The sequence below is a fragment of the Pandoraea capi genome (assembly GCF_902459735.1).
Classification (GTDB): Bacteria; Pseudomonadota; Gammaproteobacteria; order Burkholderiales; family Burkholderiaceae; genus Pandoraea; species Pandoraea capi.
On record NZ_CABPRV010000003.1, the window covers coordinates 274,979 to 289,833 of the forward strand.

The window sequence follows — 14,855 nt, forward strand, 5'->3', positions numbered from 1 at the left end:
GCGACGCATGCCTGAGGGGAAACCATCAATGGATCAACCGCCGCTCGTCAGACAACTGTCGCTGATCTCGCGCATTGCCGGGCATACGGCCGAGGCGTGCATTCCCGGTGTGGCGATCGGTGAGATCTGCGAGATTCGCCGTACGTGGCGCGAACCCGAAGTCGTGGGGCAGGCGCAGGTCATCGCGGTGCACGACGACCGCGCGATTCTCAGTCTGTTCGCCGCGACGCAGGGTTTGTCGTGCGACTCGGCGTTGTTGCCCACGGGACGGCAGGCGACCTGCCGTCCGAACGATGCATGGCGCGGGGCGGTGCTCGATGCCAGCGGCGGCATCGTCGACCGTATCGATGACGGTGACGTCACCACGTCGGGTCCGGCGAGTCTGACGGGTCAGACGAGTTCGACGGCGGTCGAGCGCGCGCTGCTCGCCCCGGCACTGCCTTACGAACATCGTGTGGGGGTGGCCGAGGGGCTGCATACCGGCCTGCGCGCCATCGATGCGCTCATGCCGTGCGGTATCGGGCAGCGCGTGGGCATCTTCGCCCCGGCAGGTTGCGGCAAGACATCGTTCCTCAGTGCGTTGATGGCGGGGGTCGAGGTGGACACGACCGTCATTGCGCTGATTGGCGAGCGCGGGCGCGAAGTGGTCGAAATCGTCGACGAGTTGCGCGCGTCGCCCGGGGCCAATCGCTGCGTCGTGATCTTTGCGACGTCGGACGCCCCGGCGGTCACGCGTCGCAACGCGGCCTTGCTGGCCACGACCGTGGCCGAGCACTTCCGCGATCAGGGACATCGCGTGGCGTTGTTCGTCGACTCGCTCACGCGTTACGTGCGCGCCTGCCGCGATCTTGCGCTGGCGACCGGCGAGCTGCCGATGCGCGCGGGCGTGCCGGCGTCGGTGTACACCAGCCTGCCGCAACTGCTGGAGCGCGCGGGCGCGTCGAAGCGCGGCAGCATCACCGCGTTCTACACCGTGCTCATGGAAGACGAAGAGATGCCCGATCCGATGGTCGAGGAGATCCGCTCGATCCTCGACGGGCACATCCATCTGAGTGCGCAACTGGCGCACCGCAGCCACTACCCGGCCATCGACGTGCTGCGCAGCGTGAGCCGGGTGGCGACACGCGTCGCGACAGCGGATCACATCCGTGCGGCCGGTCGGTTACGTGCGTGGCTGGCACGTCTGGAAGCGTTGCAGACGCTCGTCGATCTGGGGGAGTACCGCCCCGGTGTGAACGCGCAGGACGACGAGGCGATGGATGCCAGGCCGCGTATCGAAGCGTTCCTGCAACAGGGCAAGGGCGAGTGGTCGTCCGCCGACGAGACGCTGGGGAAGCTGTATGAAATCGTGGGCTGACGCGCGACGCTTCGGTCGGGGGGCACTGGAGATGAAGCAGATGCAGGAGCGCGAGTTGCAGGACATCTCGATGCGGGACGCGGAACTCGCCCAAAAGCACGGCGAACTCGAAGGGCAGCGTAACGCCATCCTCACGTTGATCGCTTCTTCGAAGCCCTCGCAACTCGAATCCGATATGAGGGGTATACGGGGCGGCATGCGCACGACGGCCATGCTGCGCCAGCAGGTGCGCGACATCGAAGTGAAGATGTCGACGCTCGCGGAGTCGCGCGAGCAGCTTGAGACCGATCGAGAACTTACCGAAGCCGAGTGGCGACGCTGGTGGCGAAAGGAAACCAAGTACGCGCGCCTGAGTAAAACGTTGCGCCGGGACGCTCACAAGCGTCAGGTGCATGTCGAGTACACAGAACTTGAGGAGCGTCAGTCATGGAGCCCATGATCGGAGCGTGGATGTACGCCAGACCGGTGAGCCCGACGGAGGACGACGCGCAGCCGTCCAACGACAAATCGCTCGAAGATCGACTCGATGGCGAACTTCGCCGACGTCGATCGGACCGACGCGAGCGCGACGCGAGTCCCGGTGGCGCGCCGGTCGGGCTGACGCCGATCCCGCCTGTGCCGCCGGAACCGACGCGTCCGGTAGCCGGACACGGGAAGGGGCCACCGGAGGAAGACGCGCATATGGTCTCGACGGCACGCGATGCCGACGATGCGCAACGCGCCGGGCGCCATCGCCGCGCCAACGTCGATGGTGCCGTCAGGCAAGCGTTCGCTGCGGCGCAGATCGCAGTGCAGCGTCTGGCGAAGACGTCTACGGATGGGCGCGAGATCTTCGCCTTTCAAGGTGTGCAGGACAGTGTGAGCAATGCGGCCACGACCGCTGCCGTCGATACCAAAGACATCGCCCGTACCCCCGCGAGACAAGACGTACCTACGGCGCGCGACGCCATCACGCCGGCGGTGACCCGACCCGACGGGGCGAGTGCGTTGTCGCACCGCCCTGCAAATCACGCGGGGGAGCCGGGACGGCCGCAGGCAGATGTCGTCTCCATGCCCGCAGAGGCCGCAGCGGTGTCGAATGGCAGCGCGCGACGACAAACACGGCGCGGCGCTGCCGATGGCGAGCCATCGGGCGCACTTGCGCACGCGTCGGCGTCGCATCGCCCTTTGCAGGCGAGCGCTGTGCCGTCATCGCAAGCCCCGCCGCCGAGAACGCCGGGATCGGGCGCACATGGGCAGGCAGCCGGTGCCGCCGCGCAGGTGCCGGTGCGCGGCGACAGCATGCGCTACGCGTTCGGGAGTTGGGGCAAAGGGCATTTCGTCAATGTGCAGGTGGTACAGGTGGACGGACGAAGCGGGTTCGTGCTGGGGGCGTCCGACGCGATGGTGCAACGTCGTCTTGCCTCGGCGTTGCCGGCGAGCGGGGCTGTCGGGTCGTCAGGCGCCTCAGGCGATTCAGACAGTCCCGAAAAGATGAGCGTGCGCATCGTCGAAGCCCTGCCGCATTCGGACGACATGCGCGACGAGGAGTCGGAATGCTGAAACTGCGGCGTATCGACGAAGACCTGGCGCGTCTCGATGCCGCCGCCGAGGCGTGGCGCGCCCGGGGTTGGCAGGCGACGCTCGAACATCTGCCGCGCATGGGTTCCTGGATGCGGGTGCAGGACACGGCGCGCACCTGGCAGGGATGGGTCGAACCGGGGATGTGGCTTGAAGGCGTGGCACACGAACTCGCGTCGCTCGCGTGCTGTGCGGATTCGGAGCAACTTGCGGCCCGTTTGTTCGCCGTCACGGCAAACCCGCTGAATCTGCCGATGCCGGAACTTCGTTACGACATTCTCGACGTGGGGGCGCCGGTCGACGGCAGCGCGCTGCCCGACGTCAGGCTGCTGCGGGTGCGGGCAGCCGAATGCCCCGTCTGGCTCGCACGTGTGCCCGACGTCAATGCCGGGCTACCGCTGGATCTGTGCGGCGTGCGGTTCCCGCTCGACGTAGAGGTCGGCCGCAGCCGCGCGCGCCTTTCGACGCTGCGTCAAGTGCGGCGCGGCGACGTGCTGATCGTGCGCGATGCACAGCGTCGGCTGAGTTGCGCGGGCCGGATCATCGGCGGTTATCAACAGGAAGAGGGAAGCGCGATGCTGGAAACCTATTTGCATGACGATATCGATGACATGGCGCCGGGCGGCGGGCCGACCTATGACGACGCGGCCTACGGCGGTCATGACCAGCAAGTGCAACCTGCGCTCGCGCTGCCCTTCGAGCAACTGCCGGTCGAACTGGTGTTTGTGCTGCAACGGCAACGCATGACGCTCGCCGAACTCCAGCAACTTGGCCGCACCCGTACGTTCGCTTTGCCAGCCGGCGCGGAGCAGCGAGTGGAGGTGCGGGTCAACGACACGTTGCTCGCGCGTGGTGAACTCGTGCAGCTCGACGGGCGGCTCGGCGTCGAGATCTCCGAGTGGCTGATGGCGTCGAACGACCTGCGCCGCCTGGACGACACGAGTGCCGCCGATGGCGCACGCGCCATGATGGACCCGCGCCATGTGGAGTGACGTGCCGGCCATCGGCGTACTGAGCTTCTTTACGTTATTGCCGTTTCTGATCGCGTCGGGGACTTGCTTCGTCAAGTTCTCCATCGTCTTCGTGATGGTGCGTAACGCGCTCGGTCTGCAACAGGTGCCGAGCAACATGACGCTGAACGGCGCGGCGTTGCTCATCTCCATTTTCGTGATGCTGCCGGTCGCCACAGCGGTGCTCGATGCCTATCAGGCGAACCCCGTCAATTTCTCCGATCCGAACTCGGTGCGGCGCTTTCTCGACGACGGCCTCAGCCCCTATCGCGACTACCTGCTGAAGTACGCCGACCCGCAACTCACGCAGTTCTTCGCCCGTCAGGAAATGAGCCGGGACGGTGCGGACGTACCGATCGATGCGTCGGCGCCGTCGATCTTCGCGTTGTTGCCCGCCTACGCGCTCACCGAGATCAAGAGCGCTTTCACCATCGGCTTCTACCTTTATCTGCCATTCGTGGTGGTCGATCTGGTGGTCTCTAGCGTGCTGCTCTCGCTGGGCATGATGATGATGAGTCCGGTAACGATCTCGGTGCCCATCAAGCTGATTCTTTTCGTGGCGATGGACGGCTGGTCGCTGCTGTCGCAGGGGCTGGTTCGCCAGTATCTGCCGTGAGGACACTACGGCATGGATAACCTCATCTTCGCGGGCAATCGCGCCCTCTATCTCGTGCTGATTCTGTCGGCCGGGCCGGTCGCCGTGGCGACGCTCGTCGGCGTGACCGTGGGTCTGCTTCAGACCGTGACACAGGTGCAGGAGCAGACGTTGCCGTTCGGCCTGAAGCTACTCGCCGTATCGATGAGTCTGTTCCTGCTCGCCGACTGGTATGGCGAGACGCTGGTGGCCTTCGGTGCGTCGATGATGCAACTCGCCATGACGGGCAAGTCCTGAGATGGATCTGACGCTCGTCTTCGAGCACCACGACGGGATTCTGGCCACGGCGATTGCCTACGCGCGTGTGGCGCCGACGGTGTTTCTGCTGCCGATACTCAACGGGAACGTGCTGGCCGGCGTGGTGCGCACCGTGGTTTCGATGTGGATCGCCGTGGGGGTCTGGCCCTACCCCTACGGTGCACCGCTCGCGCTCGACGTGCCGGTGTGGGGAGTGCTGCTGCGCGAGGCGTGCGTCGGCCTGCTGATCGCCGTGGCCGTCGCCTTTCCGTTCTGGGTGTTCCACGCGCTGGGCGCGTATATCGACAATCAGCGCGGCGCCACGCTCAGCAGCGTGATCGACCCGGCGAACGGCATCGATACGTCGGAGCTGGCCGGGTTCTTTCAGTGGTTCGGCGCCGTGATCTACCTGCACCTCGGAGGCATGCGCCTGCTGCTCGAAGTCCTCGCGAGCAGCTATCGCGTATGCGAGCCGTTCGCCGGATGCACGTTGTCTGCTGCACGCGTGCATGGGCTTCTGGATGCGCTGGTCGGCCACGCGATTGCGCTGTCGGCGCCGGTCGTCGCGGCGCTGTTCCTGTCCGAACTGGTGCTGGGTCTGCTCTCGCGCTTCGCACCACAGGTCAATGCGTTTGCCTTGTCGCTCACGATCAAGAGCCTGATCGCGTTCACGATCCTGCTGATCTATTTCTCGGCGACATTGCCGGACGCACTGGTCGCACGCTTCATGCGCCCCGAAGACGTCGTGCGCTGGCTCTCGCCGGTGGTGGGGTCATAGCGGCATGGGTGAGAAGACAGAGAAGCCGACACAGAAGCGGCTTCGCGACGCAGCGAAGAAAGGGCAATCGTTCAAGAGCAAAGAGCTGACGATGGTCACGCTCGTGTTCGTCGGCCTGATTTACGCGTTCTCGACCGACCCGCTGATCTGGCTGATGCAGGAATACCGCCAGGTGCTCGCAGACGGTCAGTTCGCCAATCCGCAGGCCTTCGCTGTCAGGTTGTTCAAACACGGGCTGGAGGCATTCCTGCCTGTGCTGCTCGTGTGCATCGTGGCGGCTGTGTTGCCCACGCTGCTTCAGACCGGTTTCGTCTGGGCGAGTCAGGCGCTCAAGCTCAATCTGGGGGCGGTGAATCCGATGCAAGGGGCGAAGCGCATCTTCAGCATGCGAACGCTCAAGGACTCGATCAAATCGGTGCTCTATCTGCTCAGCTTCGGCGCGATCGTCGTGGCGCTCTGGAGCAGCGCGAAGGGACTCCTGTTTGCGCAGATTCACATGAGCCCGGCCGGCGTCGGGGCCGCCTGGGTCGAACTCGTGATGAAACTGATATGGATCGCGCTGGTGTGCGTGGTACCGATAGCCGTGCTCGATGCGATGGTGGAGTTCTGGCTCTTCATGCGCGAGCAGCGCATGGAGCGGCACGAAGTCAAGCGTGAGCAAAAGGACTCTGACGGCAATCCCGAGATCAAGCAGAAGCGTCGCACGCTGCACTCCGAGTTGCTCTCGGAAGCCGTGAAGTCCGATGTGCGGGATTCGCGGCTGATCATCGCCAACCCGACGCACATCGCCGTGGGCATCTACTTCCGGCCCGACATCGTCGCGCTACCGTTCATCTCGGTCATGGAGACGAACGCACGGGCGCTCGCCGTGCGTCGATACGCGCAGTCGCAGGGCGTGCCGGTCATCGGCGACGTGGCCCTCGCGCGTCGCCTGTACCGCACCCATCGGCGCTACACCTTTGTCTCGATCGAGGAGATCGACGCCATCATGCGGCTGCTCGTCTGGCTGGAAGACGTCGAGCGGGCAGGGATGCACGACGAGAGCGAAATTGAGGAAAAAACTGAAGAAGCGGAAGACGCGAGCAAGGAATTGCCCCATTCCGCAGGGTCTTCGGCGCGCGACGCCGTGAGCCAGGATGAAGCCCCGGCTGGTGGGCCGCCCAGCCCGGTCGGCCCCCTCATGAATCATAGGGGCCGATGGCGATGAAATTCCATGATGGACACGGCGTTCTATAGAACACTTTTTGGAAGTCTCCCAAAGAGTGCATTGCTTAAATGCTAGTTACGGGATGCCAGCGATGGCGGCAAGCGACGCGAGGTAGCCCCGGCCTTCATGAACACAGACCACCAGGAGGAGCGATGGTACATCGGGACATGCGTGACCTCTGGCGGTCGCACGACGTGGGTGCATTGACGTATCGGAGCGAGACCCACGAGCACAGCGAGGTACCCGCAACGGCATGCCTGCGCACGATGGCGCGCGAAGCCTTCGCCGGCCTTCGCGAAAAGCTTCGGGCCGATGGCACGGTGTTGCCAGCCGAACATGAACTGTTTCCCGACGCGGCGTTAGCGGGCGTCTCGACAGTCATACCGCCGGGCCGGCTCGCGCACGCATCGATATGTGCCGATGAGGTCTCGATCCGGGCAAGTCTGAGTGACGCTGCGCGCCGTGCGGTCGCAGCACATGGGCGCGCCCGGACAGCGTTCGGGCGCAGTCAGGAGCGAGCGATGCAGGCCGATCTGGTCGTCGCCGAGATTCAACTGGTGCTCGACATTCTCTCGCCGCGAGACCCGCAGTACGCGCGTGCCAGCCAGAAGCGCCACGTGGCACTCGCCGAAGCGCGCGAGGCCGCTGCGCAGGCCGACGACGACTATCGATGGATCCGGGCGACGGTGGTGGAGCCGTGGATTCTGTTTCTGGCAGCGCTGCCCGCCTGTACTCACGCCGCATCCGCCGTCGTTTCCCACGCACCCTCCGCCGTCTCTCGGGAGGCATCGACGGCTCGCCTGCCGAATGCCCGCAGTGGTCGTGCCGGTCATGGTGTTCACGGTGTTCACGACGGCTATGTCGGTCACGGCAGCGAGAGCGGCCAGAGCGGACGTCGTGAACCCCGCGCATTCTGGGGTCGCTCGTTGGCGGGGCGCCGCCGGGGACCTGTGTCCCGGCTCGCATTTATTCCAGTCACTCGACTGGCAGACAGAAGATTGACCCGTTTTCGGGTATCGGAAGGAGGTAATTCGATGACACAAGCGGCAATGCAAACGGATACGGACGAGGGTCGCGTCACAAGCGCGATCTGGAATGCCGTCGTCGCCGGCGCCAGTCTGAAGGACATTCATGGGATTCCGAGCGAAACCATGGACGGCCTCTACGCACACGCCTACGACTTCTACAGCAACGGTCAGCTGACGCAGGCAGAAGCCTTCTTCCGCTTCCTCTGCATCTACGACTTCTACAACCCCGAATACATCGTCGGTCTTGCGGCAGTGTGCCAACTGAAGGAGGAGTATCAGAAGGCCGTAGATCTCTACGCGATGGCGTTCGCCGTCGGAAAGAACGACTACCGACCCGTGTTCTACGCGGGCCAATGTCAGATGATGATGCGCAACCGCGCACTCGCGCGCGAATGCTTCGGACTCGTGTGCGAGAGCAGTTGCGATGCCGATCTGCGCACGAAGGCCAAGGCGTATCTCGACGCGATCGGTGCAGAAGCCGAAGAGAAGACCCCCGGCGACAAGGAGGCCGCATGAGTATCGCGATTTCCCCGGCCAGCGTCCCGTCGTCCATTCTGGGTCCCGATGTCGAGCCGGATGCCGGTGGTCCCGACGCCATGGACAAGACGCCGCCCGCCTTGCAGTTCGACATGAACACGATCGTCAAGAAGATCATCGACGACATGACGTCGAAGCAGAATGCGCCCTCCGAGAACAACGCCGGTGCGCCCGACCTGAAGCCCCCGCCGAACGATTCACGTGCGAATCTGACCTATCTGCTCAGCCAGTTGACGCAGTTGTTCAGCGACGCGTCGCTGGGCGACCTTCAGACCCGGCTGAAGCAATTGGAGGTGGAAGCGGCGGCGCAGCAGGCGCTTGCCGAGCAAAGTCAGGCGGAGTTCGACAAGGCGGTGGCCGATGCGGCGGATGCCCTCGCCGCGTACGAGTCCGCACTCGAAGCCCTCACCAGCGCGAAGCAGGCGCTGGATCAGGCGAAGCGCAATCTCGAGACTGCCAAAGCCGCACTCGATGCCGCCACCCCCGGCACGCCCGAATACGACGCCGCGAAGCGGGCCTTCGACGCAGCGAAGTCTGCATACGACGTTGCCGAGGGCAAGCTCGATAGCGCCAGACAAGACGCCACCAAGGCCAACGACGTCGCAAAAGACGCGGTGAAAAAGGCCGACGACCTGCTGGGCAAATTTCTCGGCAATCCGTCACTCGGCGGTATCAACAACAACGTCGCCAACGACAAGCAACAGGAGAACATGAACCAGCTTGTCTACCTGATGGCCCAACTCGCGAAATTGCTGGGCGACAGCGCGAACGACGCGATTCAGGAAGACATGAAGTTCTTCGAGACGCTGCGTCAGGCTCGTGAAGCCGACCTCGTCAAGAAGAATGAGGAATACGAGGCGCAGGTCAGGAAGGCCGAAAAGATGAACCGGATCTTCGGCATCTTCGGCAAGATCTTCGGTGCCGTGCTGGCAGTCGTGGGCGTGGTCGGTGCGGTGTTCACCGGCGGGCTGAGTACCACGATGACGGTCATCGGCGTGGGTCTGATGGCCGATTCGATCATGGGCGCCACCACCGGGTTTTCGCTGGTCGGCGAAGCGCTCAAACCGTTGATGACCCACGTCGTCCAACCGCTAGCCGAGCAGATCGGCAAGTTCGTCGGCTCGATGCTCGAAGAACTGGGTGTCGCGAAAGATACGGCGGAACTGGTCGGCAACATCATCGGTGTCGTGGTGGCCGCCGTGGCCGTGATTGCCGCCGTCGCAGTCGCCGTAGTGGCAGGCGGGGCGGCAGCGGCCACGCAGATGGGCAAGGCGCTCGGCACGCTCGTGGGCGACGTCGTGAAAAAGATGGTGCCTGAACTCCTGCGCGAGGCCGGCTCGGCAGGCGCGCGAATGCTATCCCAGCGGCTGGCCTCGGCAATGGCGCGCATGGGCGTCAAGGAAGGCAACGCACAGATGCTGGCCAATACGCTGCGCCAGTTTCTGGCCGCAGGTGAGCTCGGACTGGCGGGGACGCAGGCCGCCGGCAGCGTGGTGACGGGGACCTACGAGAAGCAGGCGACCGACACGATCGCCGACATGATGGTCTCGCAGGACTCGCTCGACAAGCTCACGGACTCGGTGAAGCAGTCGTCCGACCGGTTCGCGGCCGCGCAGAACATCGTCTCGCAACTCATTTCCCAGATGTCCGATGCTGGCCGGGTCCAGCAGGAGACGCAACGCTTTGTGATGAACAACGTACGCGCTTGAATGTAAGGAGCCAATCATGAACATTCTCGAAGTCCATCATCAGCCGGTCGCGGTGGCGCCGGAAACCCTGAACTCCCCGAAAGATCCGCAACGCTCGCCGGCCCTTCTCTATAACGTCTTCAGCCCGGATGCCGAGGTCGACGACGACGACGACGCGCAGCGGCCGTCGCTCATGAACCCGCCGCCGGACGCCAACCGCAAGGACGCCACTGACTGGCTCAAGGAGCAGGGCAGCGACATGCCGGGAACGAAGGACAAGCCTTCGCCTCGCGGGGGCAGTCTGATCTCCGAGGATGCGATGTTGCTGTCGCAGTTCTACGCGTTCTTCCAGAAGGCTTACGAGAACTCGCTGAAAATGCGCAACACCATCGCGCAGGTCAACACGCAGTCCGTCATCGCCACGGCCAATGCACTTAAGGAGCAGGGCATGGCGCAAATGATGGGCGGTATCTCCGCTGGTGTTTTGCAGGGGGCGATGGCGGGTGCGGGAGCGTTCCAGAGCATGAAAGGTATTTCCGCCGAGCGGCAGGCATTGAAGATGCAGACGCCTAAGCCGGATACCCCGCCCACGTCGACCGTGGCCAATACCCCGGAAGGACCGGCGCCGGACGCGCCGCGCAGTAACGTCAACGCTCAGGCTCCGGACGATGCGCCACCGCCGCCGCGTACGGATGCCACCGACGACACGCCGGATGCGCCGCCGCCCCCGACGTCGCAAGAACCGACGCCGGACACCACGCCCGCCACGTCGGCGGACGGCCCGAGCGCCGAGGAAATGAACCTGTTGGGTCGACGCAAGAGTACTCAAGGCGCGGCGTTCACCATGCTTGCAGCCCCAACCGGCGGGCTAGTCGACGGCACGGCACGGTACGCGTCGGCGCTCGCTCAGCAGGATCAGAAGCTCTCCGACAGCGGCGCGCAACTGACCAAAGACGGTGTCAACAACCTTCAGGATCAGGCGAACAAGGACAACACCCTGATTGTCGAGATGCTGCGTGCGCTCGAGAACGTCAATCAGGCGAAGGTCAGTTCGGCCGCCGCCATTGCCGGAAACCTGCGCGGCTGATGCCCGCGACACTCCAAAGGACGAATTGATGACGAGAATCGGCGAGGAGAACCAGATCCCCTGGTATCTGCTGAACAACGTGAGCGACGTGGCGCCCGTATCCGAGGAGGTCGAAGAGAACGTCGGACCCGGCAAACAGCCGGGCGACGATCCGACGATCGATGCGCAACGGGTCGCCGGTGTCGTACAGGCCGCTGGCAAGTTGCTGGAGCTCAGAGGGAAGTTCGCGCAGGATCTGAGCGACGCGTCGCGTGACGACGTGGCGGTCGCGGAGCACGACCTCGTGAGCCGTGCCAACGCGTTGGCGCGCAGCGGTGTACCGATGCCTCGGGAACTCCGGGACGGGCTGCTGGGCAAGTCGCCCGACAAACCCGGCGGCAAAGGCGAACCCGACGCGGTTGATGGCATCGATGGGATTGACGGTAGGGATCCGCAGAAGCCCAGTGTGAACAATGCCCCACCGCCGGGTATCGACGACATGCCCGATGTGAACGGCACCGATGAAGAAGATAAACCGGAAGACGGCAAGAAGCCGCTGACCGATGGCGAGATCTGGGAGATCATCGTCAAGCTGATCGCAGACGTGAAGGAGAACTTCCTCAACATCTTTGGCGATGCCGCGAAGGGCTATCTCGATTTCGGCAAGGCGCTCACCGACATCGTGGCGAAGCTCTCGTCGTGGATCACGTCCAAAGACGATGGCAAGAACGTCGAACTGGACGTGGGTGCGCTCAAGGACGAACTGCAAAAGCTTCTCGAGAAATACGCCTTGCCGAGCAAGGATGCAGTGCTTTGGCCGAAGCAGGATAAGGAAGGTAAGGGCGACATCGAAGGCGGTAGCAAGGAAGATGCCGAGAAATGGGCAAAGGACCTCGGCTTGCCCGAAAGCAGCGTGGTGGAGCAACCGCCAGGCAGCGGCAAGTATGTGGTCGTGATCGATACGACGCCGATCACGAAGATGATCGAATCGTTGCCGAAGGGCGACCAGAACGGCAAGAGCAAGATGACCACGCAGCAACTTGAAATATGGCGCACGGGCTTTACGGGTCACGAGAATCTCGTGAAGACTGCGACGCAGTCGATGTCGCAGCGCTTCACGACAGCCAATGCCACTAACGAGAGTCTCGTCAAACTGCTCAGCGGTTCCATCCTGTCGATGGCCGAGACCTTCAAGGGATTCAGTCGGTAATGCGTCCGCATGGCTTTCTTCTCGACGCCGCGCGTTCGCGCGCGGCGCCGATCCTGACACCGGAGCTGTTGCCTTGCGCCCGGTTTCGACCCGGGCCATTGCGCAATCTGCCGTCTCAGGCGTATCTGTCCGGGTTGTTGAGCACCGGCGACGCCGGCGCGCTCGGTGTGGCATTGATGATGGCCGTGCGCGATGCCTTCGATCCGTCGCTACTCGAAGACATTGCGTTACGTCGACAGTGCAATGCCATGCGCGATGCTGTGTTACCGCAAGGCGCCATGCGGCAACGGGCGATTCTCGAGTGCTTTGCCAGAGGAGAAGCAAGATCGTTAAGCGATACCTTCGGCTTTCTGATCACGCTGCTCGTCGATCACCCGCAGCGCGAGGCACTGCGAGGGTTTGCGTCGCAACTCGTCTTACGCGACTCGGAACCCGCCGAGGAGATTCGGCGCAACCCGCTCGTGGCGGCCATGCTGGCGGGACTCGGGCTATTCCCGGAAGCCCCCGCGTCTGCGGTATCCACGCCACACACGCTGCAATAGTTGACGTAACGCCGGCGCAAAACCCGTGAGCCACTTGACCCCGCCAACCCCGCCGACTCAGGCGGGGGTTTTTCATGGGCGCTCAGAAGGTGAACAACGTTTCCAGACGCGGGTCGTGACGGTAGAGCCGTTGCCATGGATACCAGTCTGTGCGCATGCGTCGCCACGCTTCACGGGCTGGCGGCAGCCCATGCGTGTGCAGAATCAGCGGTAACAGCCCCGCACGCACCTGACGCGGATCGATCTCGGCGAGCAATTGTTCGGCCTCCCGTCGCGCGGCGACGCCACCGCGTGCGAGTTCCACGTAATGGCGGTTGACCCGGAGCAGTCCGGCATCGTCGCCCGTCTCGCGCACCGAACGCACGAGCGCTTCGGCTTCGGCGTGACGGCCCTGGTACGAGAGCATGATCGCCATCGCGCTGGTCAGCACCGGGTGATGCTGGCCGAGCCGTTGCAGGTTCTGCCTGGCGACGGCAATGGCGTCGTCGGTGCGCCCGTCGTAAAACATCGCCCACGTCTTGAGAATGGCGGCGGCGATGAAGCTGGGGTCGTGTTCCAGCGCAATGTCGAGCGCCATCTCGGCCGCCTTCAGTTCCCCTTTGAGAATGCAATGCCACGCGTGGTGATAGCGCACGTAAGGATTCGACGGCGCCGACCACAGTGCCCTGTCGAAGAGAATGTTCGCCACGCTCGATTCGAACTTCATGCTGTGCAGAATCGCCAGCAGACTGACGGCGTGAGGATCTCGCGGCGCCAGCGCGAGCGCGGCCTCGACGGCGGCACGCGCGCCGTGCAGGGCGGCCTTCTGATCGAACAACCCGAGATGCGCGAGCGCGAGATAACACTCGGCTTGCCCGCAGTACGGCGCCGTTCGCGAGGCGCCGTGCCCGACACACTGATGAAAAAGCTGCAACGACTGGCGCAGACTCGACGGCGTGTGAAGCTGGAGATTGAAGCGGGCGTGCAGGAACGTGGTTGCGCTGTCGAGCGAGTCGAAGGAGTGCGAGAGGTGGACGGAGGCGCATAGACCCGGCACGTGCTTAGTCACGATATCGGTGATGCGAATTTCGAGGGGAAGCGTGTTGGCCGTGTCGGTCAGTTCGAAATCTTCGCTGAACAGAAGCTGATGACCGTCCGAGGTGACCAGTTCGATGCGCAGCCGGTCGCCTTCGATACCGTGACCGATGATGTAGTAATCGGGCGTGAAACGTTCGACGAACTGGGCGATGTCGTGACAGCCGAGCACGCTGCGCGTGATCGACGCGGGTAACACGCGCAAGCCATACGCGGTGAACTCGAAGAATCGTGTCACGAGCCGATCGTGCAGCATGAGCGTCTGCGCCGAGTTCGGAAGCCGGAACGGCATGATCGCGAGCGTACATAGCGACGCCGCCCGCGTAGCCGACGATACGATGGCCACCGAGCGGCGAATCCGGTAGCCGGTGCCGTAGACCGTCTCCACGATGCGGTCCGATTTCTTCTCCCTCAGCACGCGCCGGATCGCATAGATGCAGCGCGTGAGCGACTCCTCGCTGACATCCTGGTGGGGCCACACCAGCGAGAGCAACTTGTCCTTACTGACGTTCTCGCCCGCCGCTTCGAGCAGCGTACGCAAGACTGCCACCTCCTTGGGCGGCAGACTGATCTGACGGTCACCTTGCTTGAGAATGCCGTTCGCGTCCAACGAGAAATCGTCGAACAGGTAGATTTTTCCGTTCTGCGGCGCACTGATCTGGTTCACGTGCCGACTCTCCTGCCAGCAAGCCCCGCTCGACGCGAGCGACGACGGCTGCCGACTTGACCCGTCACAAGCCGAAGACGTGTGAAACCTACGTGCGCTGAAACGTCGCCGAGGGGGGCGCCGGCGAAATCATGTTCCTTAAAGCGAGGAGACTATTCGAGGAACCCGCTTTTTCAGGGGGGTAGGGTCATACAAATAGGCCGATTCCCGACGAATTTGCGTAAGAGCCTTCTCTGGAT

Annotated in this window: 14 protein-coding genes; 13 read left to right on the forward strand and 1 reads right to left on the reverse strand. The window is 63.8% G+C overall.

The window, feature by feature from the left end; genetic code table 11:
• The first annotated feature begins 28 nt into the window (after positions 1-28).
• From PCA20602_RS07960 to PCA20602_RS08015, 13 genes are all read left to right on the forward strand, one after another.
• Entirely contained in the window at positions 29-1,357 is a 1,329-nt protein-coding gene (locus PCA20602_RS07960) for an EscN/YscN/HrcN family type III secretion system ATPase (RefSeq protein ID WP_150720763.1), read from the forward strand.
• Positions 1,341-1,796 (forward strand): hypothetical protein, encoded by a 456-nt coding sequence (locus tag PCA20602_RS07965; RefSeq protein ID WP_174980899.1) that lies wholly within the window; start codon positions 1,341-1,343, stop codon positions 1,794-1,796. The genes PCA20602_RS07960 and PCA20602_RS07965 overlap by 17 nt, the downstream gene beginning before the upstream one ends.
• Entirely contained in the window at positions 1,784-2,899 is a 1,116-nt protein-coding gene (locus PCA20602_RS25560) for a SpaN/EivJ family type III secretion system needle length determinant (RefSeq protein ID WP_174980901.1), read from the forward strand. Before PCA20602_RS07965 ends, PCA20602_RS25560 begins: the two co-directional genes overlap by 13 nt.
• Positions 2,893-3,909 carry a YscQ/HrcQ family type III secretion apparatus protein gene (locus PCA20602_RS25565; protein WP_174980903.1) on the forward strand — a complete coding sequence of 339 codons (1,017 nt, stop codon included), beginning with the start codon at positions 2,893-2,895 and terminating at the stop codon, positions 3,907-3,909. Before PCA20602_RS25560 ends, PCA20602_RS25565 begins: the two co-directional genes overlap by 7 nt.
• Positions 3,899-4,543 carry an EscR/YscR/HrcR family type III secretion system export apparatus protein gene (locus PCA20602_RS07975; protein ID WP_150720766.1) on the forward strand — a complete coding sequence of 215 codons (645 nt, stop codon included), beginning with the start codon at positions 3,899-3,901 and terminating at the stop codon, positions 4,541-4,543. The genes PCA20602_RS25565 and PCA20602_RS07975 overlap by 11 nt, the downstream gene beginning before the upstream one ends.
• Positions 4,544-4,555: 12 nt before the next feature.
• Positions 4,556-4,819, forward strand: coding sequence for an EscS/YscS/HrcS family type III secretion system export apparatus protein (locus tag PCA20602_RS07980; protein ID WP_150720767.1), 264 nt, complete (start codon positions 4,556-4,558; stop codon positions 4,817-4,819).
• Position 4,820: 1 nt separating this feature from the next.
• Complete coding sequence (gene sctT, locus PCA20602_RS07985) at positions 4,821-5,597, forward strand: type III secretion system export apparatus subunit SctT (protein ID WP_150720768.1); 777 nt, start codon at positions 4,821-4,823, stop codon at positions 5,595-5,597.
• Between the two features lie 4 nt (positions 5,598-5,601).
• On the forward strand, positions 5,602-6,804 hold the full coding sequence (locus tag PCA20602_RS07990) for an EscU/YscU/HrcU family type III secretion system export apparatus switch protein (protein ID WP_150720769.1): 1,203 nt from the start codon (positions 5,602-5,604) through the stop codon (positions 6,802-6,804).
• Between the two features lie 152 nt (positions 6,805-6,956).
• A complete protein-coding gene (sicA, locus tag PCA20602_RS26185; protein WP_281354642.1) occupies positions 6,957-8,348 on the forward strand; it encodes a type III secretion system translocator chaperone SicA in 1,392 nt (463 codons plus the stop codon).
• Positions 8,345-10,078 (forward strand): type III secretion system translocon subunit SseC family protein, encoded by a 1,734-nt coding sequence (gene sctE / locus PCA20602_RS08000; protein ID WP_174980905.1) that lies wholly within the window; start codon positions 8,345-8,347, stop codon positions 10,076-10,078. Before sicA ends, sctE begins: the two co-directional genes overlap by 4 nt.
• Positions 10,079-10,094: 16 nt before the next feature.
• On the forward strand, positions 10,095-11,144 hold the full coding sequence (locus PCA20602_RS08005) for an IpaC/SipC family type III secretion system effector (RefSeq protein WP_150720771.1): 1,050 nt from the start codon (positions 10,095-10,097) through the stop codon (positions 11,142-11,144).
• Positions 11,145-11,172: 28 nt separating this feature from the next.
• Positions 11,173-12,333 (forward strand): IpaD/SipD/SspD family type III secretion system needle tip protein, encoded by a 1,161-nt coding sequence (locus PCA20602_RS08010; protein WP_150720772.1) that lies wholly within the window; start codon positions 11,173-11,175, stop codon positions 12,331-12,333.
• Entirely contained in the window at positions 12,333-12,875 is a 543-nt protein-coding gene (locus PCA20602_RS08015; protein ID WP_150720773.1) for a hypothetical protein, read from the forward strand. Before PCA20602_RS08010 ends, PCA20602_RS08015 begins: the two co-directional genes overlap by 1 nt.
• Before the next feature lie 82 nt (positions 12,876-12,957).
• On the opposite strand, the gene PCA20602_RS08020 is transcribed toward PCA20602_RS08015, so the two are convergent.
• Complete coding sequence (locus PCA20602_RS08020; RefSeq protein WP_150720774.1) at positions 12,958-14,616, reverse strand: winged helix-turn-helix domain-containing protein; 1,659 nt, start codon at positions 14,614-14,616, stop codon at positions 12,958-12,960.
• Positions 14,617-14,855 lie beyond the last annotated feature (239 nt).

Bases quoted from the DNA above. Each gene is read 5' to 3' on its own strand.
- PCA20602_RS07960 (WP_150720763.1), top strand. From the start codon at position 29: ATGGATCAACCGCCGCTCGTCAGACAACTGTCGCTGATCTCGCGCATT.
- PCA20602_RS07965 (WP_174980899.1), top strand. From the start codon at position 1,341: ATGAAATCGTGGGCTGACGCGCGACGCTTCGGTCGGGGGGCACTGGAG.
- PCA20602_RS25560 (WP_174980901.1), top strand. From the start codon at position 1,784: ATGGAGCCCATGATCGGAGCGTGGATGTACGCCAGACCGGTGAGCCCG.
- PCA20602_RS25565 (WP_174980903.1), top strand. From the start codon at position 2,893: ATGCTGAAACTGCGGCGTATCGACGAAGACCTGGCGCGTCTCGATGCC.
- PCA20602_RS07975 (WP_150720766.1), top strand. From the start codon at position 3,899: ATGTGGAGTGACGTGCCGGCCATCGGCGTACTGAGCTTCTTTACGTTA.
- PCA20602_RS07980 (WP_150720767.1), top strand. From the start codon at position 4,556: ATGGATAACCTCATCTTCGCGGGCAATCGCGCCCTCTATCTCGTGCTG.
- sctT (WP_150720768.1), top strand. From the start codon at position 4,821: ATGGATCTGACGCTCGTCTTCGAGCACCACGACGGGATTCTGGCCACG.
- PCA20602_RS07990 (WP_150720769.1), top strand. From the start codon at position 5,602: ATGGGTGAGAAGACAGAGAAGCCGACACAGAAGCGGCTTCGCGACGCA.
- sicA (WP_281354642.1), top strand. From the start codon at position 6,957: ATGGTACATCGGGACATGCGTGACCTCTGGCGGTCGCACGACGTGGGT.
- sctE (WP_174980905.1), top strand. From the start codon at position 8,345: ATGAGTATCGCGATTTCCCCGGCCAGCGTCCCGTCGTCCATTCTGGGT.
- PCA20602_RS08005 (WP_150720771.1), top strand. From the start codon at position 10,095: ATGAACATTCTCGAAGTCCATCATCAGCCGGTCGCGGTGGCGCCGGAA.
- PCA20602_RS08010 (WP_150720772.1), top strand. From the start codon at position 11,173: ATGACGAGAATCGGCGAGGAGAACCAGATCCCCTGGTATCTGCTGAAC.
- PCA20602_RS08015 (WP_150720773.1), top strand. From the start codon at position 12,333: ATGCGTCCGCATGGCTTTCTTCTCGACGCCGCGCGTTCGCGCGCGGCG.